Source organism: Paenibacillus sp. ATY16 (genome assembly GCF_003399985.2).
GTDB lineage: Bacteria > Bacillota > Bacilli > Paenibacillales > Paenibacillaceae > Pristimantibacillus > Pristimantibacillus glycanilyticus.
In genome coordinates this window covers 190,304-212,239 of the sequence record NZ_NMOK02000056.1, presented here as the reverse complement: position 1 = coordinate 212,239, position 21,936 = coordinate 190,304, and the positions used below count along the sequence as shown (strand labels likewise).

The following is a 21,936-nucleotide window of genomic DNA, read 5'->3' as shown; positions in this document are numbered from 1 at the left end:
CAAATATGGCGCCTCGGGGAGAGCTCCCCAAGGCGCCTTTAGTTGTTCTTATCTGATTCGGAAGTTTACGATCGCACCCTCGCGTTCAAACGGGTAATCGATGACAATGCGGCCGGACTCCGTATCGCCGATTCCGCTGTATAGATTGACCTTGCCGTCAGGGCGCATTTCGATGCCCGCCGTAAAGGCGCAATCGGTCAGATTAGGCTTCTTGGCTGGCCCCTCCGGGTAGCAAGGGCGGGTGCCGATAATTTTCAGATCGGTAAACTGATTGGTCTGCGGATCGAGCACAAAGGACATATTCATATACGTCCAGATCTCCTGATTGCGGCTATCGGCGGACTTATAGCAAATATGCCCGATTACGCCGATCCTGCCGCTCTCCAGCAGATAAGCTTGATTGCAGCCGCCCCACTCGTCCTTTTGGAATAATCCGGGGATATGAGGCGCATTCTCTATAACCGCGGGCGACAACTCATCCAGGCTGTTGATTACCGTAAAGCCAATGAGGGATTCACTCCCGTATTTTTGACGTACCTCCTCGCTTCGCGGTCTGGAAAATACGCCAATTTTGCTGCCTGAGAGCTGTACGAGACGGATATCCTTCATATAGTCGGGCCCTGTCGTGAAGTAGAGAAGATCGTGAACATCCGTCCCTTTGTAGAAATAACCGTAGAAGGTATCCAGCCGCCCTTGGTTATAACGGACATGAGTTCCGCCCAGTACAAGCTGCTCATTTACGATGCTGACATAAGGGTCTTCCATCTGATAGATCATGGTATCCGGTACTAGCGTCCATTCATCCGGACCGCTCTGTTCGAACAGTCTGACCCAGGAACGCGCCCATTCCTGCCGTTTTTCCACGCGACCGTAGATATAGCGCTTGCCCTGCCATTCAAACGGAATGGAGGGGTTATACACGTCGAAGCCGTCAATGCCCCGGAAGATAAGCTTGGCACTCTCGTAAATTTGTTTGTTGTCTTCGAATAGACGGCGCTGTTCAAGTAAATGCATGACTCGCGTTCTCCTCTCTATGGTTGCTGACAGCCTAATCGTAAAGGATAGGAGACTATAAATCTTGCCTATCCTTCGTATGGATTATGGTATTTTGACCTGGCTTTTTTCGGATGCAAAAGAACAGAAAAGGGGCTGACCGCCATGTTAAAGCTTCTTGCTGCCGACGGTATCGACCCGGATATTCAGGCGCACTATCGGCTCATCACATCGGTACGCGATACGATCGGCTTGCATACGCATGATTTCTTTGAACTGTTTCTTATCCTGCAGGGAAGCGTCGTGCATAAGGTTAACGGCACCCGGCAGCTGCTGCGGGAAAATACGCTTGTCTTTATCCGCGACCGGGATGTTCATTGCTATGAGCAGACAAGCGAGGGGGACTGCCAATTTATTAATCTCTCGTTCTATAAAGAAGTTATTGACGAACTGTTTGCTTTTCTGGGGGCGGGATTTCCGAGCGGGAAGCTGTTCGAGCCGGAATTGCCTCCTACGCTCATGCTGTCCAAGACGGAAAAGGAATACGTGCGTTACCGGCTGGATCAAATTAACTTAACTCCGATTAACCGGAAGCTTGCTGTCAAAGCGGAGGTGAGAGCGCTGCTGACGGATCTCTTTTCCCGTTACATCCGGATTACGGCGGATAAGGCTGCTCCGTACGGCCAGCCGGACTGGTTCCGGAAGCTTTGCCAGGAGATGCGGAATAAGGAGCATTTTACGAAGGGGACCTCCGCGCTGGTTCAATTATCGGGGAAATCCCATGCTTATTTATGCAGGGTGTTCAAACAGCAGCTGAAAATTTCGCCAACCCGGTTTATTAACGATTTGAGACTGTCTTACGCGGAAAATTTGCTGCTTAATACGGATATGGACATCTTGGATATTAGTCTCGAGACCGGCCTCGAGAATGTCAGCTATTTCTATGAACTGTTTAAGAGGAAGCATGGGATGACGCCTTACCGGTTCCGTCAATTCGACAGTCCGGCTGCCGTGCGCGTAACCTGCGAGGGCTAAGAGTCTTATTCGTTAAACGAAACGGGCTTTACGCCTATTTGACACAGTTTGCATACTAACTTATACGAAGTTCCTCTAAAAAATTAGAAAAATGTAGGAGTAAAACTGTATTGACGTTCCAAAAAGTATGTGTTAATTTTAACATAGTATAACAAGGTTGAAGGGGGGAGGTAAGCCGTTCCCTATAATTCCGTTTCCTTTGTGGCACTGCTCCTATCTAGGAATGCTATGCGGTTAGTTCGCTATCCCTTAAAGACGGGAAAGGAAGCGTTCTTGAATAGGCTCAAAAATGAATGCGCTTTCAATTAATGTATTTACCTGCCTTTTCCAGATGTTAGATAGCGGCAGGAGTTAGTTGGTATACTAATTTGAAAATGGCTGTTGAAGGGGTGTTTTTTTGGAAACAACCAATAAAAGCTTGTGGTCGCGGATTAATAGACATCGTTATTTGTATTTGATGGTTTTGCCGGGTTTTCTAACGGTTCTCGTCTTTAACTACTTTCCGATGTACGGCATTCTGATTGCATTCAAAAAATACAGCGTGGTCAAAGGAATTATGGACAGCCCGTGGGTGGGCTTTAAATACTTTAATACGTTCTTCCATGATCCGCTTGCGTTCCGGGTATTAAAAAACACTTTGCTGCTAGGCGTATACACGTTGTTCTGGTCCTTTCCCGCGCCTATCATTCTCGCCTTGCTGTTTAACGAGCTCCGGAACAAGAGGTTCAAAAAAATCGTGCAAACCGTTTCGTATTTTCCCCACTTCATCTCGGTTGTCATTGTCGCCGGCATGATCAAGGAATTTACGGCTAGGGACGGACTTTTCAACGATATCATTTCCTTCTTCGGCGGATCGCCGGTGATGTTTCTCCTGGAGCCTGGGTATTTCAGAACCATCTTTATCTCCTCGGGGATCTGGCAAGGGGTAGGCTTCGGGACCATCATCTATCTGGCCGCATTAAGCGCCATAGATCCTACCTTGTATGACGTAGCGGAAGTGGACGGGGCCAACCGGTGGAAAAAAATCGTACATATTACCTGGCCATCATTAAGATCCACAACGGTTATATTGCTCATATTCGCCGTTGGCGGAATACTCGGGTCTGACTTTCAGAAAATTATATTGCTCTATTCGCCCGAAACCTACAGCGTGGCGGACGTTATCGGCTCCTACGTGTACCGTCAAGGGATACTGGGAGCGCAATACGAGTATACAACGGCAATCGGCTTGTTCATGTCCGTCATATCCTTCGTTATTCTGTATCTGACCAACTGGATCAGCCGCAAAGTGTCGGATACAAGTTTGTTCTAGGAGAGGGTAAGCAATGAAAAAGGTGAGCTTGGGTTCCAGAACGTTTGACGCGGTCAACATTTTTGTCATGCTGTTGATTATGATCGCCATCCTGTATCCGATTCTGAACATTATCGCGACTTCCGTGAGCAGTGCCCGTTATATCTCGTCGGGAAGCGTGTCGGTCTGGCCGAAGGGCTTCAACGTCGAAGCTTATACGACCGTTTTTAAAGATCCATTTATCTTCAAAGGTTATCTGAACTCTATTATTTATGCGGTAGGTTCTACGGGGCTGATGCTGCTGTTTACCTCGTTGATGGCGTATCCCCTTACCGTACAGACCTTTGTCGGGAAGAAGTTTCTTACCATCTTTCTGATGATTACGATGTTTTTCGGCGGCGGCTTGATTCCCACCTATTTGCTAATGCGCAGCATGCACATGCTGGATACGCTGTGGGTCATGATTCTTCCGGGGGCTATCGGTGCTTATAACGTCTTTCTGTTTCGAACCTTCTTTCATAATATACCGGCGGAGTTAAAAGAGTCTGCCTTAATAGACGGGGCCAACGATCTTGTCGTTTTGTTCAAAATTGTATTGCCTTTATCAAAGGCATTGCTCGCAACCTTCGCTTTGTTTGGGCTAGTGGGGAGCTGGAACAGCTGGTTTGAAGCATTGGTCTACTTGCAGGACCAGGATAAATATCCGCTGCAGATGGTGTTAAGAAACTATCTGTTTACCCTGGATACCAATGCCATTGCGGGAAGAGTCGGCGCCGGCAACGTCGCGATCAATCAGCCGGGAGATTCGCTCGATCCGCAGGCGGTACGCATGAGCGTCATCATCATCACGATGTTCCCGATTATGTGCATCTATCCTTTTTTCCAAAAGCATTTCACAAAAGGGGTACTTGTAGGCTCCATTAAAGGGTAGAGAGCGGGAATCCTGCTTGGGAGGTGAAGGGGCGGCAAGCAATCCGCAAGCCTAATGACATGCTGTAAACCAATTATTTACCAGGAGGGGTTTCTATGAAAAGAAAGACAAAAACGATGTCTTTGCTTTTGGCTTCCGCGTTGGCACTGGCAGTAACAGGCTGTACAAACAACAATACAAACAATGCGCCAAACGAGACTTCCAGCACGAATACGGGGACGGGCAAAACGGATAGCAAGCCATTAAGCTTCTCGGTAGCGCTGCCATCCAATGGGGTTGATAACGCCAATAGCATGATGGGGAAAGAATGGCAGAAGGAAATGGAAGCCTACATGGGCAGAAAGGTCAACATTGATTTCAATTACATTCCTTCTTCCGAGTATGACGAGAAGCTGAAACTCATGATTGCGAGCAATGATTTGCCGGATTTCTTCGTTACTCCATTGTTCTACGACACAACCGAAATGGCGGAGCAGGGCCAGATTCTGGAGCTAAGCCAATATAAAGACCTGATGCCCAACTATATGAATTATTTGAGCAAGGTGAAGAACGGGTTGACTCGCGTAACCAACGCCGAAGGCAAGATGTATACCTTCAAAGAAACGTCAACGCCAAGGTTCCCCGCCGATAAAGGCATGCTGATCCAGAATACGTCCTCGTACCGTTATGATATTTTCCAGCAGAACAATATCAAGATTCCCGAGACCTGGGATGACGTCTATCAGGCAGCCAAGAAGCTGAAGGAGCTGTACCCGGATAAATATCCGATCGCAACAAGATGGAACAGCTTGCGTTCCTTGTTCGCAGCCGACCATGTGAAGGATGATATCTATTGGAACGGCAGCAAATACGTGTACGGCGTTCTCGAGGACGGATACAGGGATGCCCTCCAGTTCGCGAACAAGCTGTATGCCGAGAAGCTGCTGGATCCGGAGTATACCATCGATACGGACGATACGTTGAAACGCAAAGCATTAAACGGCGACAACTTCATGTGGCTGACGCAATGGTTCACGACTCCGGCCGAATATACCAGAACGCTTAATGACGGGAAAATATTCGCGGTTACGCTCTATCCGAATAACCCGGATTACGGAACGTCGTGGCAAGAGGTCGCAAACGGCAATACGCCTGATTTGGGCTGGGCCCAGTTCTGTATTAATGCCAAAACGAAAGTGGCGGAAGATCTGATCAAATTCATTGATTATCAATACACGGACAAAATGATGAACCTGATTACCTGGGGAATCGAAGGAACCACGTATACGGTTGGGGCGGACGGCGTGCAGACCTTTACGGATGAATTTAAAAATGCGCCGGATCCATGGCTGGTTGGCGACAAATACGGAATCCGGGCGAGCAAGAACTATAACCCCGGCTTGCAAATGGTTAACGATTCCAAAGCATTCGTAGACTTTGCCGCCACGGATTACACCTACTTTAACGGCAAATACGAAGAGGTTCCGATCGAGAAATCGCCGTACTTAAGAAGTCTGCCGATGCCGCAGAATGACTATGTGCCATCGTCGTACAGCGAGCCAAGCATTCAATTTACGCAAGACGAAAGCCAGAAAATTTCCGAAATCATGAACCCGGTTAAAACCTTTGTTACCGAAGAACAAGCAAAATTCGTTTCCGGCAAAAACAAATTCGACGATTGGTCCAAATTCATCGACAAGCTGAAGAAAATGGGCGATATCGATAAAGTGCTGCAAATTTACAACGATGCCGCGCAACGCGCAACGAAGTAAGGAATGTTATTAAGCACGGAATGGAGTGATCGATTGTGGCTAAACCGGTTGTGGGGCTTCAATTATATACCTTGCGCGATTTAACGGAGCGGGATTTTCTCGGTACTATCCGCCAAGCGGCGCAGCTAGGCTACAAAGCGGTAGAGTTTGCGGGATTTTTCAACACTCCGGCCAAGGAGGTCAAGGCGCTTCTTGCCGAACTTGATTTGCAGGCGCCATCGGCTCATATCGGGTTGAATTTTTCCGAGGATGCCGCTGTCCGTTCCGCGGAGCTCGATAAGCAGATCGAATACGCGAAGGAGCTTGGTCTGCAATACATGGTTGCGCCGTGGGCTCCGCTGCCCGAGAATCCCGAATGGGAAGATGTCCGAAAGCTGGCGGGCATTCTTGAAGAAGCAGGAAGAAAAGTAACCGAGGCGGGAATGACCTTTGGTTACCATAATCACGCTTTCGAGTTTCAATTGGTCAACAGCAAACCGGTTATGGATCATCTGCTGGAGCTTGTTCCGGCGCGGTATCTCGTAGCGGAATTTGACCTCGGCTGGGTTCATGTGGCTGGTTACAAGCCCGTTGATTACGTGCAGAAATACAGCGGACGCGTCCCGCTCGTTCACTTCAAGGATTTCGTGGAGGGGCATACGGATACCGAGGTAGGCAAAGGCTCCGTTGATCTGAAGAGCGTATTGCCGATTGCCGAGGAAGCCGGAATTCAGTACATTTTCGTCGAACAGGAAGTTTTCCCTTCCTCCTCATTGGAGAGCGCGAAGATCAGTCTTGAATTTTTCCGAAAGAACGGCCTTTAAACTTGCATGATTTCATCTTAGATCGTATAGGAGCAGTTTGCGTTCAGCATGCTGCTTCTTTTTTTTCGGGAGGTGATGCGATGACGTAGTTTGCAGTCACAATCATCATGCTGCGCAAACAATGAAATCAAATGGAGGATGATCATGTATGCATGCAAAGCTGCGTAGAACGACCGGAATAGCAGCCTCAATCCTGCTTAGCCTGACTTTATTCCCGGGGACGATGTTGGCAGGCAACGCCGGAAGTAACAGTGGGGCCAGTCAACTTCAAAGCCAGCAGCCTTTTGGGATCCGGGTCGTCGACTCGAAGACCGGACGGGGAATTCCTGCAGTTGAACTGAGGACAACCAACAATATGACCTTCTTTACGGACAGCGCCGGCTATGTTGCCTTCAAAGAAGTGGGGTTAATGAACGAAACCGTATTTTTCCATTTGTCCAGCGACGGCTACAAAGTTCCCCAGGATATGTTCGGTTATTATGGGCAGGCCGTTGAAGTAACGCCGGGAGGAAGCGTTACGCTGACGATGGATAGAGTAAATATCGCAGAGCGGCTGTACCGTCTGACGGGCGAGGGCATTTACCGGGACAGCTTATTGCTTGGCAAAACGCCGCCGATTAATGAACCGCTCTTAAACGGGAAAGTAATGGGCCAGGATTCCGTCCAGACGATCAAATACAAAAATAAATTGTACTGGTTCTGGGGGGACACGGACCGCGTAGCTTATCCGCTCGGGAACTTCCGTGTAACGGGCGCAACCTCGAAGCTTCCGGGACAAGGCGGACTAGATCCGGATGTAGGCGTTGATCTGAGTTACTTCAAGCAAGACGACGGCTTCGTTAAAAGTCTAGTGCCGGCGCTGCCTGACGGCGCGAATATCGCGTGGGTATTTGGACTAATGACCGTTAAGGATGCAAGCGGACAAGAGCGACTGCTGGCTGGCTACAGCACGCATAACCCGGATCTGTCGGCTTTTGGCATTCTTCAATTTAATGATCAGACGGAGCAATTCGAGCAGCTTGTCCAATTCCCGGACAAGAATGATTGGCGACATCCGGGAGGGCAAGCCAGCTACTACGAGGAAAACGGAAAAGGCTATTGGGTATTTACCGAGCACCGGATGCCGAATCTGCGCGTACCGGCGACCTATGATGCGATTAAGGACTACACGAAATACGAAGCCTTTACGCCTCTAAAGCCGGGGACAACGTATAACGGGGCCAATACGCAGCTTGAACGGGACGCTTCGGGCAAGCTGGTCTGGAGCTGGAAGCAAAATACGCCGCCGCTGAAGCAGGACCAGGAGAAAGAGCTTATCAATCTGGGAGTAATAAAGGGCACGGATTCCCGTTATTACCAGCTGAAGGACGCGGATACCGGCGCCGACGTTACGATTGCCGGCAGCTCCGTGGAATGGAATGACTACCGCCAGAAGTATGTTCTGTTCGGCCAGCAAATGGGCGGAACAACATCGGGACTCGGCGAGATGTGGTATGCGGAGGCGCCTGCGCCGCAAGGGCCGTGGACAACGGCCAAAAAAATCATTACGCATAACAACTACACGTTCTATAACCCGGCTCACGATGAGTTTTTCGATAAAGACGGCGGCCGTTATATCTACCTCGAAGCGACTTACACCAACACGTTTACGGACCACGAGCCAACACCGCGCTACAACTACAATCAGATGATGTATAAGCTCGACCTTGCCAATCCTGATCTTGGGCTGACGCCTCCGGCAACGGATTTGGCCAAAGACAAGCCGATAGCCTCCGCTTCAAATGAAAAGAATCAGCCGGCGAAGCTGGCTAATGACGGCAGCACGGAGACGTTCTGGACATCGGCTGCCAAAAGCCCGCAATGGCTGAAGGTTGATCTTGGCGTGCCAAGCAGCATAAACCGCATTGTGTTGAACTGGGGAAGCGCCTACGGGAAAGCGTATCAAATTCAGATTTCAAACGACGGGGTGAAATGGAAGGACGTATACTACACCAAAACCGGCGACGGCGATGTAGACGACATTACAATTGCGGATACGAAGGCCACATATGTCCGAATGTACGCCATACCAAGAGGCGCTAAGCTATCCGTACGCGATTTCGAGGTGTACGGAACCGAGCAGAGCTCAAAATAATCAACTGGAATGGAGGAGATCATGGAATGGGAATGAGATTACGCAAAGCATCCCGAATTGTGGCGGGCGTTCTGCTGGTTGCAGCGATTTTCCCGGGAACCTTCGCAGCGGCCGGTGCGGCAGGGTCAAGCAGTGCCGGTAAGCCGGTACAAAGTCAGGTTTATAATCTGGAGCTGTTCAAAATTCACGTCGTTGACGCGGAAACCGGAAGAGGAATACCGGCCGTGGAGCTGAAGACGACGAACAACATCCGTTACTATACGGACAGCGCCGGCAACGTTGCTTTCGACGAGCCGGGGCTTATGAATCAAACGGTATTTTTTCATATAGCCAGTCATGGCTACGAGGTTCCGGCTGATATGTTTGGCTACCGCGGCCAGGCGGTGGACGTGACGCCTGGCGGAAATGTGACCATTCAGATGAATCGGATCAATCTCGCGGAACGGCTGTACCGGGTAACCGGACAAGGCATTTACAGGGATACCGTCATGCTTGGCGAGACGCCGCCGATTGAAGAACCGCTCCTGAACGGGAAAGTGATGGGCCAGGACTCCGTCCAGACGATTAAGTACAAGAATAAGCTGTACTGGTTCTGGGGCGATACGGATCGGCCTTCTTATCCGCTCGGGAACTTCCGCGTGACCGGAGCTACGTCAAAGCTGCCGGAGCAAGGGCTGGATCTCGACGTTGGCGTCGACCTCGACTATATTACGCGCGAGGACGGCTTCGCCAAAAGTCTTGTACCGCCGCTTCCGGACGGTGCGAATATCGCTTGGATATTCGGCCTGATGACCGTCAAGGACAATAACGGCGAGGAACGGCTGCTTGCCGCTTACAGTACGCATGATCCTAACCCTCGTTCTTTCGGCATTCTGATCTTTAATGACGAAAAGCAAGAGTTCGAGCAGCTGGTCCAATTTCCGGGTACAAGCGATTGGCGTTACGCGGGAATGGGCGGTCAAGGAACGTATTACGAGGATGGCGGCAAAGGCTATTATATTTTCACGCAATACGAGTATCCGAATATTCGGGTAGAGGCGAAAATGGATGCCATTGCGGATTACACCCAATACGAATATTTTACCCCGCTTGCGCCAGGAACGACATATGCCGGGGCGAACACGCAGCTTGAGCGTGACGCTGAAGGCAAGCTGGTCTGGGGCTGGAAGAAAAACACGCAAATGCTTACGCAGGAAAAGGAAAAAGAACTGATTGGATTAGGATTGATCAAGGCGGATGATGAACGTTATTTCCAATTGAAGGATGTCGATTCGGGCGATGAGGTTCAAATTGCCCAAAGCTCCGTCGAATGGAATGAATACCGCCATAGCTACGTCATGATCGGTCAGGAGAAATTCGGCAAGACGTCGCTGCTGGGAGAAATCTGGTTCTCGGAAGCACCCGCGCCTAACGGACCATGGAAATCGGCCAAGAAGATTATTACCCATAACGAATACTCCTTCTATAACCCTTCCCAGCATGAGTATTTCATCAAGGATGGCGGACGTTATCTCTATTTCGAGGCGACCTTCACCAATACGTTTACGAATGCGCCTGCCATGCCGAGTTACAACTATAATCAAATGATGTATAAACTGGATCTTGCCAATCCGGAGCTGAACCTTGCGCCGCCGGAAGGACCGGAGCTGACGGAGCTGGCCCAAGGCAAAGCAATCACCGCTTCCTCTTCGGAGAGCTCGCATCCGGCAGCGGATGCCAATGACGGAAACGGGCAGACCCGCTGGGCTTCAGATTCTTCCGATCCGCAGTGGATTCAGGTCGATCTTGGAATTCCAAGCCCGATCAGCCGCGTCAAGCTGGATTGGGAGGTTGCTTACGGCAAAGCCTACAAGATTCAAGTGTCGGATGACGGCCAGAACTGGACCGATGTATACAGCACAACCTCCGGTGACGGAGGCACAGACATCGTTAACTTTGACGAGACGACAGCCCGTTACGTGCGGATGTACGGAACGCAAAGGGGGACGATGTACGGCTACTCGTTATGGGAGTTCAAGGTGTTCGGACGTAACTAGCGGCTAATAGCAAGGCATCCTGTTACCGTTTATCGGGAATTAGGATGCCTTGTTCTCTTGTCGGAATAAACCGGTTTGTCCCCATTCCCTTCTACATCCCGTGCGATATGAATATATTTCGATTATATGCGGGATGAAGGAGAGTTGCGTAAAATGGAGGGTTATTCTACGGGGACGGCCGCATCTGCGGGCAGCCTGCCAAGATGGCAGGTCGTTGACGACTTTATTGCTTTTATCCGCGAAGCCAACGAGCTTCTTCAGAAGGAAATAGATTTGTCTCCGGCTAATCAAATGGTAACGAGCGTCATTAGCCGTATTTTCGTCCAGCTGCGTTCCCGTTATTTGCCGGAGGAGGTACAAGCCGTTCTGAGCAACGAATATATTCGGACGCATAAGCGGCAACTGCAGGATAAGCTCTCGGAAGCCGAGTTTCTGACGGAGCTCACTGATTCCAGGCAAGCCTGCGACGCTCAGGCTTCCGGATTGGATGCCGTTAGAAATCTCCCGAATTGGCCGGTTTACATAGCGCTGGTGAAGAAGGAACTGGACACTCTTCGCCGCTTCACTGATCCGGATAGCCGGCTGGAGCAAGCTCCCGTTGTGTTTGTCGGCAGCGGACCGATGCCGTTAAGCCCAATTATTTTTTATCTGCTGGGCGATGTGGAGGTTGTCTGCCTGGAGAAGGATGCGCTGGCTTACGAAGCGTCCTGCTTGCTGCTCGAGCATATCGGCCTCGGATCCAAAGTGGAAGTCGTATTGGAGAATGGTGCCAATTACGATTACGGCCCATACAAGCGGATTTTCGTCGCTAGCCTTGTGAGAAACAAGCAGGCCGTACTGGAACAGATAAGCCGCACCGCCTCGGACCCCCTGGTCGCCATGCGTACGGCCGAAGGAATGAAACAAATTATGTATGAAGCGATTGATGAGGAGGTTCTTGAAAACGAAGGGTGGCATATTCTGGGACGGACGCAGCCTGACGAGGGGCTGGTCATCAATTCGACTTTATTTTTGAAGCACAAAGGCTTAGAATAAGCTGCAATAATATACTATAGGCAATTTCCATTCGGATGTAGGATAGGAGAAGAGCGTGAAAGGAGCGGCTTCTCATGGATACTACATCTTTTTTTGTTTATTGTTTGATTGCGACGTTTACACCCGGGCCAACGAATATTCTGATTTTGTCTACCGTTACAAACGCGGGTACCAAAAAGGCGATGATCTTTTCTTACGGGTCGACGATTGGCTTTGGTTTGCTGCTTGTCTGTTCGGCCGCGTTAAGCTCGGTGCTCCTGTCGGTAATGCCTAAGTTTATTACGGTCCTGCAGGTGATCGGAAGCGCCTATATGGTCTACCTCGCGTACCGGATGGTCCGAAGCCGGCATTCGGAATCCGACGTCAACCAAAAGGCTACCTTTCGATTTGGCGTCCTGCTGCAGTTCTTGAATCCCAAGACCGTGCTGTTTGCCTTAACCGTCATCCCGGCGTTTATTTTGCCCACTTACAGAGGGTTTACGGGATTGTCCATTGGTATTGCGGCGATCACCTTAATCGGATTTGGGGCCTTTTTTACATGGGTTCTTTTCGGGACGGTCTTTAAAACGTTTTTGCAGAAGCATCATACGGCTGCTAATCTGATTATGGCTTTATTTTTAGCTTACGCTGCCGTTATGATTTGGGTATAGCTTTGCGAGGTGAGTAAGATGGAGAGGTTTATTTATAAAAAGTCGGCAGGCATTACCGCATTATCGGCTACAATGACGGAGTTTAAATATAAGAAGCATGCCCATCAGGAGTATGCCATCGGCGTTACCTTGCGCGGCATTCAGCGTTATAATCTGGACGGCAGCCTGCAATTATCCCATAAGAACGGCATCATGCTGTTTCATCCGGAGCAGACGCATGACGGAATGGCGCATGACGAGACGGGTCTTGATTACGTCATGCTGTATATTGAACCGCAGCTGCTGCTGGAGGTTATGGAGAAGAAGGAGATTTTGCGTTTCTCGAATCCTATCGTGTATGACCGGGAGCTGGAGTATAGGGTGCTTAATTTGACGAATGCCATCTTAGGCGAAAAGGATGAAGCGTTATGCAGTGAATTATTGCTTGCGCTGACGGATCGCCTTGCCGATTCCGGTCTTTCGCAATACGGAAGCAGAACGGATCATGCCCTGATCCGAAGAGCGAAGGACAGGATTCACGATAACCTGGATCATGTTCTGAAGCTGGATGAGATTTGCATGGAGCTTGGATTATCGAAATATCAGCTTATCCGATTATTTAAGGCGCATACGGGAATATCACCGTATCAATATTTCCTTAACAGCAAGATTGAAAGGGCCAAGCAGCTGATCGAGAGCAGCAAGGATATTTATTCGGCGGTAGCCGCATGCGGGTTCGTGGATTTGACTCATCTGAATAAACATTTCAAGAGCGTTTACGGCACAACGGCGTTTGATTATATCTCGCATTTCCATTAACGGTTAAGCAGCTGCTTAACCGTTATTTTTATGCTGCTCCAGCTTCCGGTAAGCGCGGGGGGGAAGTCCGGACAGCTCCTTGAACATCTTGCCGAAGTGGGAAAAGTTCTCGAAGCCGCAATGCTCGGATATTTGAGTGATGCTCCAGTCGGTTTCCTTCAGCAGCAGCTCGGCTTCCTTGATCCGGGTAATGTTGATGTATTGGCTAAAGCCAAAGCCGGTAACCTCCTTAAAGACGCGGCTAAGATGCCCCTTGCTGATGAAGAACCGCTTGGCGAGGTCATCTAGAAGCAATGGCTCTCTGAAATGCTGGTTGATATGGCGGACAATATCCGTTATTTTCTGCTGAACCGGGGTAAGCTCAAGCTCGATGCCAGGCTGCACCTTGCGTCTCTGAACGTGACGGGCCGTAAACAGCAGCAATTCGACGGCCGTGTTCCGGACATGCAGCTGGTAGCCAGGCGGACATTCGTGCAGCTCGCGAAGCAGGGATTCGAACAAAGCCTCCAATTGCATGCGTTCCTGCAGGTTAAGCTTGATGATGGGATGCGCGGAAGCAAAAGGGGACAGCAGCAGTTCGGTCTCCTCCCGCGATAAACCGTCAAAGAACGGCAGGTCGTAATGCAGGACAATCCGCTCGTGATTGGGCTGGCTTAGCTCGGAAGTCCGGTGGACGTCATTGGTGTTGACGAGGATAAGATCACCCGACTGAATAGGATAAACGGAATCGCGTATAAAAAACTTTCTTTCGCCGCTGTACAAATAAAAGAATTCGTACGAACGATGATAATGGGTAGTGTCCATGGAATGGCAGCCGATTCTCCGGTCGAATTCAATCCATAACGGTTCGCTGATTGAACCGAACCGGAGGATATTGGGAAGCGACGTTATCGTCATATTGAGATGAACTCCTTTCAAGGACATTCGCATCTCATTATATCAATATTTGCGGGGTTTAAGCAGTAATTATGTATAAATGCGGAGAAATCCATGCAAAATTCATGCTACTCTTGGGGTATGAGAGCGATTTCAGACGGAGGTTTGGACGATGAAAAAATTTGAAGTGAACCAAGAGGAAGTATTAGAGCTGATCGACCTTGTCGTACGCCGAACGATGAATATGGATTTTACGTGGAACTGGTCTTGCGGAGTTGCCTTTTACGGCATCAGCAAAGCTTGGGAAGTAACGAAAAATCAGGAATATATCGATTTTCTGGTGAAATGGGTGGAAGAGTATTTGGAGCTGGGGCTTCCGGCCTTAATGGTTAATTCCTGTGCCATGGGACATACGATGCTGACGCTGCATGAAGCGACGGGGGACCAGAAATACCTGGATCTCGCTTTAATGAAAGCCGAATACCTGCGCAAGGACGCGATCCGGTTTGGAGAAGGCGTATTCCAGCATACCGTTTCGTCCAAAAACGATTTTCCCGAGCAGGCGTGGGCGGATACATTGTTTATGGCGGCGTATTTCCTTCTCAGACTTGGCTTCAAGCTGGACAAGAAGGAATATATCGACGATGCGCTTAACCAGTTCTACTGGCATGAAGAATATTTGCAGGATACGAAGACGAATCTGTTCTACCATGCATGGGATAATGTCAGAGGAGATCACCTGTCCGGCATCTATTGGGGCAGAGCGAATGCATGGGCAGCTTACACAATGGCCCAGGCTCATAAAATGCTAAATCCGTTTATGCCGATGTGGATGCAGCTTGGCGGAGCGCTTGGCGATCAGTTAAGCTCTCTCGTGAGGCTGCAATCGCCGGACGGATTATGGCGTACGGTCTTGAATGACGAGACCTCGTACGAGGAGACCTCGGCTTCCGCCGGCATTGCCGCAGCCTTGACGATTTACGCGCATCCGCTGCATCAGAATTATATGGCCAAAGCTTATGAAGGCATCCGCGCCAATATCGATGATGACGGTTCGGTCCGGAATGTATCCGCCGGCACGGCGGTAATGTATTCGGCGGACGACTACAAGGTGATCTCGAGGAAGCGGGTGCAAGGCTGGGGGCAAGGCTTAACGCTGGCTTACCTGGTTGCATTGATTCAGAATACGGAAGTCGTCAGCGCGATTTAATGGATTATTATGAAATAAAGGTCTGCCTTAGGCAGGCCTTTTTGCATTTCGGCTTTAGGTGAGCTCATGACAACAAGCGCAACTAATGACAATGCAAGGTTATAACAGCTTTGCAGATTATCAGATTAATGAGGAACCGTTGGCTGTATATGATGGCTCTCCCCGGGCTGGCGATTTACAACATTTAGGTTTTTAATCCTCTGTCATTTAAGCACACCGGTGCTTGTAATATGGATACGAACCTCCGGCGTTATCTTGGTTTGAGGGTATGTGCTTTTCCAATCCATGCTTTTCCATAGCTTTGAGTGGCTTACTCTCAGTTTACGGCCTATCCCAAAGGCATCGCAATTCGTCTGCAGCAGCGTCTTTGCGATTTTGGCCGCTTGCTTGTTAAGGGATTTCTCCAGCTCATTGCTCAATGAATTGGAGTCGACTGTCCAATCCGTATTTTCGGTATAACTGTCGATATTTCCGTACAGATCAATCCTTATTCTTGCTTCAATGGCCTTGGTTGAAGCATCCACTTTAACCTTGAAGTCCCGTTTCATCTTGCGTACCTCGAAGGAAACGACGCTTTTCTCCAACGGGACATCAAGCCATGCTACCTTGCTCAGCTTGTCTTGCAGCAGCAGCAGCAGGATACTGTCGTTACGCGCCAGGGTAACCCCTGTGAAAGCATCCCCATTGAACAGGCCTGTACTGTCAATGGCCAGAGTATTGTTGCGTATCTTGTGAACCATTGGCAATACGGAGTCTTCCGAAGGATCCGAGACCTGATTCCAAAGGGAGTACAAGGTTTGATTAGGAACAAGGGTAGTTCTTTCCGAGCCTATCACGATTTGTTTGATATCAAAGGCGATCGGGTTGTTCTCTACCTCCGGAACCGATAAAATATCGGAAGCCTGGCCTTTTGCGATTAATACTTTTGTATTCAGGTAGGCTTTGGGCAGGCGGTAAAAAAATTCTAGGAACGGCATAATCCCTTGACTCGCCAGATCATCGCCGATAATAATGACAAATGCCTTATTCGCTTCAATGGTCCCGGGAAGCATACTGTCAATTTTATGGCCGATTTCGGTAATACTGCCTCCTGTCGCTCGCTCTAATTTATCCTTAACATCAAACTGGCCGCCCCCTTTGCTTTCCAGAATAATCGCTTTAACCGTTCCGAGGATCTGACCGCTGTCTTGTTTGTCTATGGCAATCCCGTTTACTAATTTCTTATTGGTTAAATAATGGGCATCCCAGCATCCGGGCATAATCAGCAAGATTACCATACAGCAAGCAGGCATGAGCTTTAGTTTCATGTTATGTCAATCTCCTCTTATAAAAGCTTCGAAACACGATGGACAGTATCCACATTAGAAGGGGAACAGCCGCAATCATCACCAGATAGCAGTATTCCATCCATTTACTGAAGGTTTCGAGGCTTTCGCGCGTGGACAAATAGCTGCCCAACAGTAAAATAAGCGCACCGCTGAGCCTGACCATTCTTTGATAAACGTTTCTTTTTCTTGCCAGGCTTTTACCTGCCAGGCATAAATAAGAAACGATCGTTGCTGACATGGGAATGATCCATATCGTCAGGAAGATTAAATCAAGACGGTCAAAGAGCTGAAAGGATAATCCTTTGAGCAGGAATAGGACGGGTTCCTTAATTTTGGACAAGGCCTCCTGGCTAAAGCCGATTAAGCATATAAAAACAAAATACGCGTAGAACAAGGTAACAAACCAATTGGCAAGCGATATGGTTCTCAAGGTGCCCCGAGGCGTATCCTTAACCTGGGCGCTAAAGAAGAGAATAACCTCAAAGCCAAGCATGGCAAAAAAGGTTTTCTCGCTCCCTTTAGCTATTTGGGCAAAACCCGCTTGACCCACTGGCAATACATTCGAGAAATGCGCATTATTCAAGAAAGTGGCCAGGCTCATGGCTAACAAGACAATGAACAGAACAGAGGCCACTTCATAAAATCTGGCTATGACCCTCAAATCTTCGACAGCGAGGTATATACCGACTCCGAGAATAAGCAGCAGCAGCACCCAGTCCGGGGTCAAGGGCAGCAGCCACACTTTAATGAGCTTGACATACAGGGTGCATGCATATCCCGCAATAACGACAAAAAAGCAGTAGTAAATAACATTGACCACTCTGCCGGCATATTTACCGAAAAAAAGCACGGTCATTTCGCTTAAGGTTATTCCGGGATATGTGCGTATTAAATGCCAATACACCAGAATAATCAGCTGGATGATAAACCCTGAACAAAGCACGGATATCCATGCGTCCGCTCCGGCGGTATTCTGAATGACGGAAGGCAGAGATAACAAGCCAATGCCGATTTGGGTTTTGATAATCAGGAAAAACAATTGTCTGTTCGTAATGGAGATATTCATTGGCGTTTCCACCTTAGAGTAAAGGACTGTTTACGGGAACCGTTCTTTTGAGCATTTTGTTCGGTTTTCCAGACGGGCAGTCTAAGAAATATATCCTTCATGCTATCTTTGCCATGGAACGGACCAAAAGGGGCGAAATAAGGGACGCCCAAGGTCTCGATTTTGCATAAATGGATAAAGATGACCATCATCATGACGGAAATGCCGAAGAACCCGAACAAAGAGGCGGCAAGCATCGTCGGAAAGCCCAATATGCGAAGACTCGTTCCGAATTCGCTTAAGGGAGCGGCGAAGGACGCAATAGCCGTCAGACCAATGACGACTATCATCGTATGGGAGACGAGATGGGCCTCAACGACGGCGGTTCCGATAACCAGACCTCCAACTATCCCGATTGTCTGGGCGATGGGGGACGGGAGCCGGATCGAAGCTTCTTTCAATAATTCGAGAATAATCTGCATGGCCAGCGCTTCTACAATAGGGGGAAACGGAACATAGGTCAGGGAGACCTTAACGGAATATAGAATCCCTGGAGGAAGCACTTCCGAATGAAAGGATACGATTGCGATATAGATTGCGGGCAGACTGATCGCCAGAATAAAGCTGATCATCCGGATAAACCGGAAAAAGGAGCCCGTAATCCATCTGCTGTTATAATCATCCGGCGATTGATAGAAGGAGAAGAATTTGATGGGAATAACCAATACCGTAGGGTTCCCATCGACAAGAATATTGATTTTTCCTTCCAATAAATAAGACACGGCCCGGTCCGTACGCTCCGTGTGCAGCGATTGGGGAAAGGGAGACAAGGGATGCTCTTCAATCATTTCATCGATTTCGCCCGTTGAATAGAGATGGGTAAGATTGATGGATTTCAGACGTTTCTCGCATTCCTCTATGATGTTAGGATCGGCCAGCTTTTCCATATAGACCATGGCAACTTTGGTATTGGTGAGAGTGCCGATGGAGAAATATTTCACCTTGAATTGAGGGCTTTTGACCCGGTAGCGCAGCAAATAAATATTCGTGTTTAGATTCTCAACAAAGCCTTCATGCGAGCCTTTAATGATTTGTTCGGCCGAAGGCTCGTCGATCGAGCGGCTATGAGATTGGGGGACGGCTATCAAATAGGCTTCCGGATGGTTCTCCAACAAGACCACGCAATAACCGTCCAACAAAGATTGGCCGATAAGAGAAATATCCGAGGATTTGAGGATGCCTGACACAGCTTCAAGAGAAGCGATGCCATCCTCAAGCAAAGGCAATACAATGACGGATTGAATAAGCTCTATTTTCGCAAGGGATTCCAAATAAAGAATGGAGCAGGCTTGGTTATGAAAGGCAAAGCGTTCGGTTTTCAAATCCTCGGTCCCGGACAAATATAAATTAATTTCCTCGCTGCATAACGTCATGACATCACCATCTTCATTTCCTAGTTTGGTCTCTATTATGAGCCTTCAACAGGAAAATTATGAAAAATGGTCGAGCAGCTTATCCGCTGCCTGCTGCTGCCGGTATTGCCCGGGAGTAAGACCCGTGCGGGCTTTAAAGACCTTATTGAAGTAGCTGACATTGGCATACCCGATCTCATGGCAAATCTCTTCAATGGACAGATTAACCTGGCCAAGCAGCTCCGTCGCTCTCTTTATGCGCAGCTGAATCAAATAGTCATTAATGGTCATACCCGTGGACTCTTTGAAAATACGGCTTAAGTAAGAGGAGCTGCGTTCCACGTATTCGGCAACGGTATCTACGGAAATATTGTTATTGAAATTCGCATCCATGTAATCGATGGCGAGCTGTAAGGTGACATCCGTCATTTTGGAGCGCTTCTCGCGGTGGAAGTCGATAATTCTGCCGCACATCTCAATTAGACATTTCTCCATATCCTTTAGCGTCTCGGCGCGCGCGATAAGATCGGCATAAGCAGCGCGGCTGCCGAATACGGCGGCAATATCTCCCCGGGATTGGACAAGGGTTTTGACAATCTCGCCGCTCAGCTGGAAGAACAGCTGCTGGATATTGGCCTTGCTCAGCTTTTTCTCCATCGCGGTCCCGGTGATTTCCCGGAGGGTATCATAGCACTCTTCTTTATCCGTCTGAAGCAGTGCCTGCTGCAGCTTAGCCTCCAGGTCATACGGATAGTAATAGGCATCTTCTTCTCCGGTCTGCCAGTCGCCCAAGATCGTATAGGGCAGCACCTCGCCTTTACCGATATAGATTTTCAGGTTCAATACAGCAATCGTATCCTCGTAAGCCAGCCTTACCGATTCCTCTCCCGTGCCTATTCGGCTGACGGCAATCGTAACCGTTAATCCATACCTGGCGAGCATATGCTGCTTCAGCCTCTTGGCATATTCCAGAGGAAATTCGTCATTGTCGGGTGGAACAGCCAATAAAATAACCGTTCTTTTATCATCCTTGGCGAATACCTCGCCGTCGATATCCGCGCCTAATTCATCCATAAACCCGTAACGCAGCAGGTGGAAATGAAAAAGATCGTCCTTTACGGGATAAGGCTCCTCCAGCTCAAGCGTAAGCAAGGCAAACCGGGAGAAATCAATCCGCAGCCCTAGCAGCTCCACGGCTTGCCCGTTTCCTTCGCCGCCTTGGATCAGATCGTTCAGGTATTTTTCTTTAATTGCCGTACGATTGTCGGTGAGCAGGGAATCAACCTTCTTCTTCTCCTTGGCGAGTGTCTCCCAGCTGCGGATCATATGCTCGAACCGCTGCCGGATAAAGCCCGCCTCGTCTCCGGTTGGAAGAGGCTTGATTCCACCATCCCGCTGGTCATGCGCGGCATTCTCAATATAAGAGATGACGCTGTGGAGCGGACGGTACAATCTTCTGGACACGAAAAAGGAGATTGCGATTGCGGCTGTCAGATAAGCCGCGGCTACGCTGACCACGATGACTTTGATACGCCCCATCCCTTGCAGGAGGGCCGACTTCTCCGTGACGTCGATAAACTTCCAGCCTGTCAGTTCGGAGGTTGTGTAGGAGATAATGCGGTCGGAATCATCGATATAGGAGCCGCTTTCCGCGTTTAGACGGCTGAGATTAACGGCCTTCATTAATCGATCCCCGTCGGCCGCATCGGTATAGAGCAGCTCGGAGTTTGCTCCAAGCACGAGAGTGGTGCCTTTTTTATTATGGTAGTGGCTTAAATAATCGTTAAACAGTAGATCCAGCTTCAAGTTGATCACAATAGCGCCGTTGACTTGGCCGATGAGCGGCATTTTTTGAAGCAGGCTGGCCGCGGAATGATCGGGGGAGAAGCCATCCTCTCTGCCGGTAATCCAGACGGAACGGCTTGCCGAAGGCTGCCTCCACGTATCCAGCCAGGACCGGTCCGCGAAGGTGGAGATCGGGGAGGTCCGGATCTCCTGCCGCGAGGTCAGGACAAGCTCTAGCGGAGCGTAATAAATATAGATGGAGTCGATGTAAGGACTGATTTTTTTCTGTTCGGCTACAAAGCCGGTTAAGTCGATTAGGGAGCTGACGCTTAGCTTGCTTCCTTTCATTTGATACAGATACGACTGGGTCGCAATCATGCTTGAAGCGTTATATTTAATGGAGGTTAGTTCTTTGTGGATGAGCTCTTGCTGCTGGGTAAGGACAGATTCGTTGTATGTAATCGCATTTTGAATACTGTTGTCTGCCGAGATGGAATAAGTAACGGATGCAATAAGGACAACCGTGATGACGGCAATAGCGGTTAAGGAAAGAAGCTGCTTCACGAACATGCTGTTCTGCTTGATTGAGCCCGGCATTGTATTCACTCCTTGTCTCGATGATTGCGCTTACATAACGAGGCGCCAAGCAACGGGCGCTATTACGGGGATTATATCACAGTTGCCTCCCTTGGAAAGGAAATGCGCGAAAAACATACAAAAAAGAGAAAAACATAAGGCCTTCCAAACGGAGCAAAAGCGGAAAAACATAAAAGAGAATTGGAATAGAGGATTGAGAACGCCGACGGAGAAGGCTATCGTAAAT

The 21,936-nt window shown here is 49.1% G+C and carries 17 protein-coding genes; 11 read left to right on the top strand and 6 right to left on the bottom strand.

From position 1 onward, the window contains the following. Positions 1–48 precede the first annotated feature (48 nt). A complete protein-coding gene (locus CFI03_RS30440) occupies positions 49–1,014 on the bottom strand; it encodes an MTP-1 family protein (RefSeq protein WP_248762796.1) in 966 nt (321 codons plus the stop codon). Between the two features lie 144 nt (positions 1,015–1,158). Between CFI03_RS30440 and CFI03_RS30435 the strand changes: the two genes are divergently transcribed. The 10 genes from CFI03_RS30435 (at position 1,159) to CFI03_RS30390 (ending at position 13,457) form a co-directional block, all read left to right on the top strand. Continuing rightward, complete coding sequence (locus CFI03_RS30435; protein WP_248762795.1) at positions 1,159–2,028, top strand: helix-turn-helix domain-containing protein; 870 nt, start codon at positions 1,159–1,161, stop codon at positions 2,026–2,028. A gap of 397 nt (positions 2,029–2,425) precedes the next feature. Then, positions 2,426–3,340: an ABC transporter permease gene (locus tag CFI03_RS30430; protein ID WP_127490616.1), complete on the top strand. Its 915-nt coding sequence runs from the start codon at positions 2,426–2,428 to the stop codon at positions 3,338–3,340. Positions 3,341–3,353: 13 nt separating this feature from the next. Then, entirely contained in the window at positions 3,354–4,250 is an 897-nt protein-coding gene (locus CFI03_RS30425) for a carbohydrate ABC transporter permease (protein WP_248762794.1), read from the top strand. Positions 4,251–4,345: 95 nt separating this feature from the next. Beyond that, on the top strand, positions 4,346–6,001 hold the full coding sequence (locus CFI03_RS30420; protein WP_248762793.1) for an extracellular solute-binding protein: 1,656 nt from the start codon (positions 4,346–4,348) through the stop codon (positions 5,999–6,001). 35 nt (positions 6,002–6,036) lie between these two features. After that, entirely contained in the window at positions 6,037–6,804 is a 768-nt protein-coding gene (locus CFI03_RS30415) for a sugar phosphate isomerase/epimerase family protein (protein ID WP_248762792.1), read from the top strand. Positions 6,805–6,952: 148 nt separating this feature from the next. Then, on the top strand, positions 6,953–8,938 hold the full coding sequence (locus tag CFI03_RS30410; RefSeq protein ID WP_248762790.1) for a discoidin domain-containing protein: 1,986 nt from the start codon (positions 6,953–6,955) through the stop codon (positions 8,936–8,938). A 26-nt stretch (positions 8,939–8,964) separates the two neighbouring features. After that, entirely contained in the window at positions 8,965–10,974 is a 2,010-nt protein-coding gene (locus CFI03_RS30405) for a discoidin domain-containing protein (RefSeq protein ID WP_248762788.1), read from the top strand. A gap of 153 nt (positions 10,975–11,127) precedes the next feature. Next, a complete protein-coding gene (locus tag CFI03_RS30400; RefSeq protein WP_248762787.1) occupies positions 11,128–12,009 on the top strand; it encodes a nicotianamine synthase family protein in 882 nt (293 codons plus the stop codon). Positions 12,010–12,083: 74 nt separating this feature from the next. Then, positions 12,084–12,659 carry a LysE family translocator gene (locus tag CFI03_RS30395; RefSeq protein ID WP_248762786.1) on the top strand — a complete coding sequence of 192 codons (576 nt, stop codon included), beginning with the start codon at positions 12,084–12,086 and terminating at the stop codon, positions 12,657–12,659. Between the two features lie 18 nt (positions 12,660–12,677). Beyond that, the gene (locus tag CFI03_RS30390) at positions 12,678–13,457 is read left to right on the top strand and encodes an AraC family transcriptional regulator (RefSeq protein ID WP_248762785.1); all 780 of its coding nucleotides are present in this window, start codon (positions 12,678–12,680) and stop codon (positions 13,455–13,457) included. 15 nt (positions 13,458–13,472) lie between these two features. Here the strand turns inward: CFI03_RS30390 and CFI03_RS30385 are convergent, their stop codons facing one another. After that, complete coding sequence (locus CFI03_RS30385; RefSeq protein ID WP_248762784.1) at positions 13,473–14,354, bottom strand: helix-turn-helix transcriptional regulator; 882 nt, start codon at positions 14,352–14,354, stop codon at positions 13,473–13,475. A 151-nt stretch (positions 14,355–14,505) separates the two neighbouring features. On the opposite strand from CFI03_RS30385, the gene CFI03_RS30380 reads away from it, so the two are divergent. Continuing rightward, entirely contained in the window at positions 14,506–15,543 is a 1,038-nt protein-coding gene (locus CFI03_RS30380) for a glycoside hydrolase family 88/105 protein (RefSeq protein ID WP_248762783.1), read from the top strand. A gap of 203 nt (positions 15,544–15,746) precedes the next feature. On the opposite strand, the gene CFI03_RS30375 is transcribed toward CFI03_RS30380, so the two are convergent. Genes CFI03_RS30375 through CFI03_RS30360 form a run of 4 tightly spaced genes read right to left on the bottom strand, consistent with a single transcriptional unit; the run spans position 15,747 to position 21,710 of the window. Then, positions 15,747–16,850 carry a Ger(x)C family spore germination protein gene (locus tag CFI03_RS30375; protein ID WP_248762782.1) on the bottom strand — a complete coding sequence of 368 codons (1,104 nt, stop codon included), beginning with the start codon at positions 16,848–16,850 and terminating at the stop codon, positions 15,747–15,749. 1 nt (position 16,851) lies between these two features. Then, positions 16,852–17,937 (bottom strand): GerAB/ArcD/ProY family transporter, encoded by a 1,086-nt coding sequence (locus tag CFI03_RS30370; RefSeq protein WP_248762780.1) that lies wholly within the window; start codon positions 17,935–17,937, stop codon positions 16,852–16,854. Further along, complete coding sequence (locus CFI03_RS30365; protein WP_248762778.1) at positions 17,934–19,349, bottom strand: spore germination protein; 1,416 nt, start codon at positions 19,347–19,349, stop codon at positions 17,934–17,936. Before CFI03_RS30365 ends, CFI03_RS30370 begins: the two co-directional genes overlap by 4 nt. 57 nt (positions 19,350–19,406) lie before the next feature. Further along, a complete protein-coding gene (locus CFI03_RS30360) occupies positions 19,407–21,710 on the bottom strand; it encodes a helix-turn-helix domain-containing protein (RefSeq protein ID WP_248762776.1) in 2,304 nt (767 codons plus the stop codon). Positions 21,711–21,936 lie beyond the last annotated feature (226 nt).

Coding starts and splice junctions, on each gene's coding strand:
- CFI03_RS30395 (WP_248762786.1), top strand. CDS start 12,084: ATGGATACTACATCTTTTTTTGTTTATTGTTTGATTGCGACGTTTACA.
- CFI03_RS30440 (WP_248762796.1), bottom strand. CDS start 1,014: ATGCATTTACTTGAACAGCGCCGTCTATTCGAAGACAACAAACAAATT.
- CFI03_RS30380 (WP_248762783.1), top strand. CDS start 14,506: ATGAAAAAATTTGAAGTGAACCAAGAGGAAGTATTAGAGCTGATCGAC.
- CFI03_RS30390 (WP_248762785.1), top strand. CDS start 12,678: ATGGAGAGGTTTATTTATAAAAAGTCGGCAGGCATTACCGCATTATCG.
- CFI03_RS30385 (WP_248762784.1), bottom strand. CDS start 14,354: ATGACGATAACGTCGCTTCCCAATATCCTCCGGTTCGGTTCAATCAGC.
- CFI03_RS30420 (WP_248762793.1), top strand. CDS start 4,346: ATGAAAAGAAAGACAAAAACGATGTCTTTGCTTTTGGCTTCCGCGTTG.
- CFI03_RS30365 (WP_248762778.1), bottom strand. CDS start 19,349: ATGACGTTATGCAGCGAGGAAATTAATTTATATTTGTCCGGGACCGAG.
- CFI03_RS30435 (WP_248762795.1), top strand. CDS start 1,159: ATGTTAAAGCTTCTTGCTGCCGACGGTATCGACCCGGATATTCAGGCG.
- CFI03_RS30360 (WP_248762776.1), bottom strand. CDS start 21,710: ATGCCGGGCTCAATCAAGCAGAACAGCATGTTCGTGAAGCAGCTTCTT.
- CFI03_RS30410 (WP_248762790.1), top strand. CDS start 6,953: ATGCATGCAAAGCTGCGTAGAACGACCGGAATAGCAGCCTCAATCCTG.
- CFI03_RS30375 (WP_248762782.1), bottom strand. CDS start 16,850: ATGAAACTAAAGCTCATGCCTGCTTGCTGTATGGTAATCTTGCTGATT.
- CFI03_RS30370 (WP_248762780.1), bottom strand. CDS start 17,937: ATGAATATCTCCATTACGAACAGACAATTGTTTTTCCTGATTATCAAA.
- CFI03_RS30400 (WP_248762787.1), top strand. CDS start 11,128: ATGGAGGGTTATTCTACGGGGACGGCCGCATCTGCGGGCAGCCTGCCA.
- CFI03_RS30425 (WP_248762794.1), top strand. CDS start 3,354: ATGAAAAAGGTGAGCTTGGGTTCCAGAACGTTTGACGCGGTCAACATT.
- CFI03_RS30405 (WP_248762788.1), top strand. CDS start 8,965: ATGGGAATGAGATTACGCAAAGCATCCCGAATTGTGGCGGGCGTTCTG.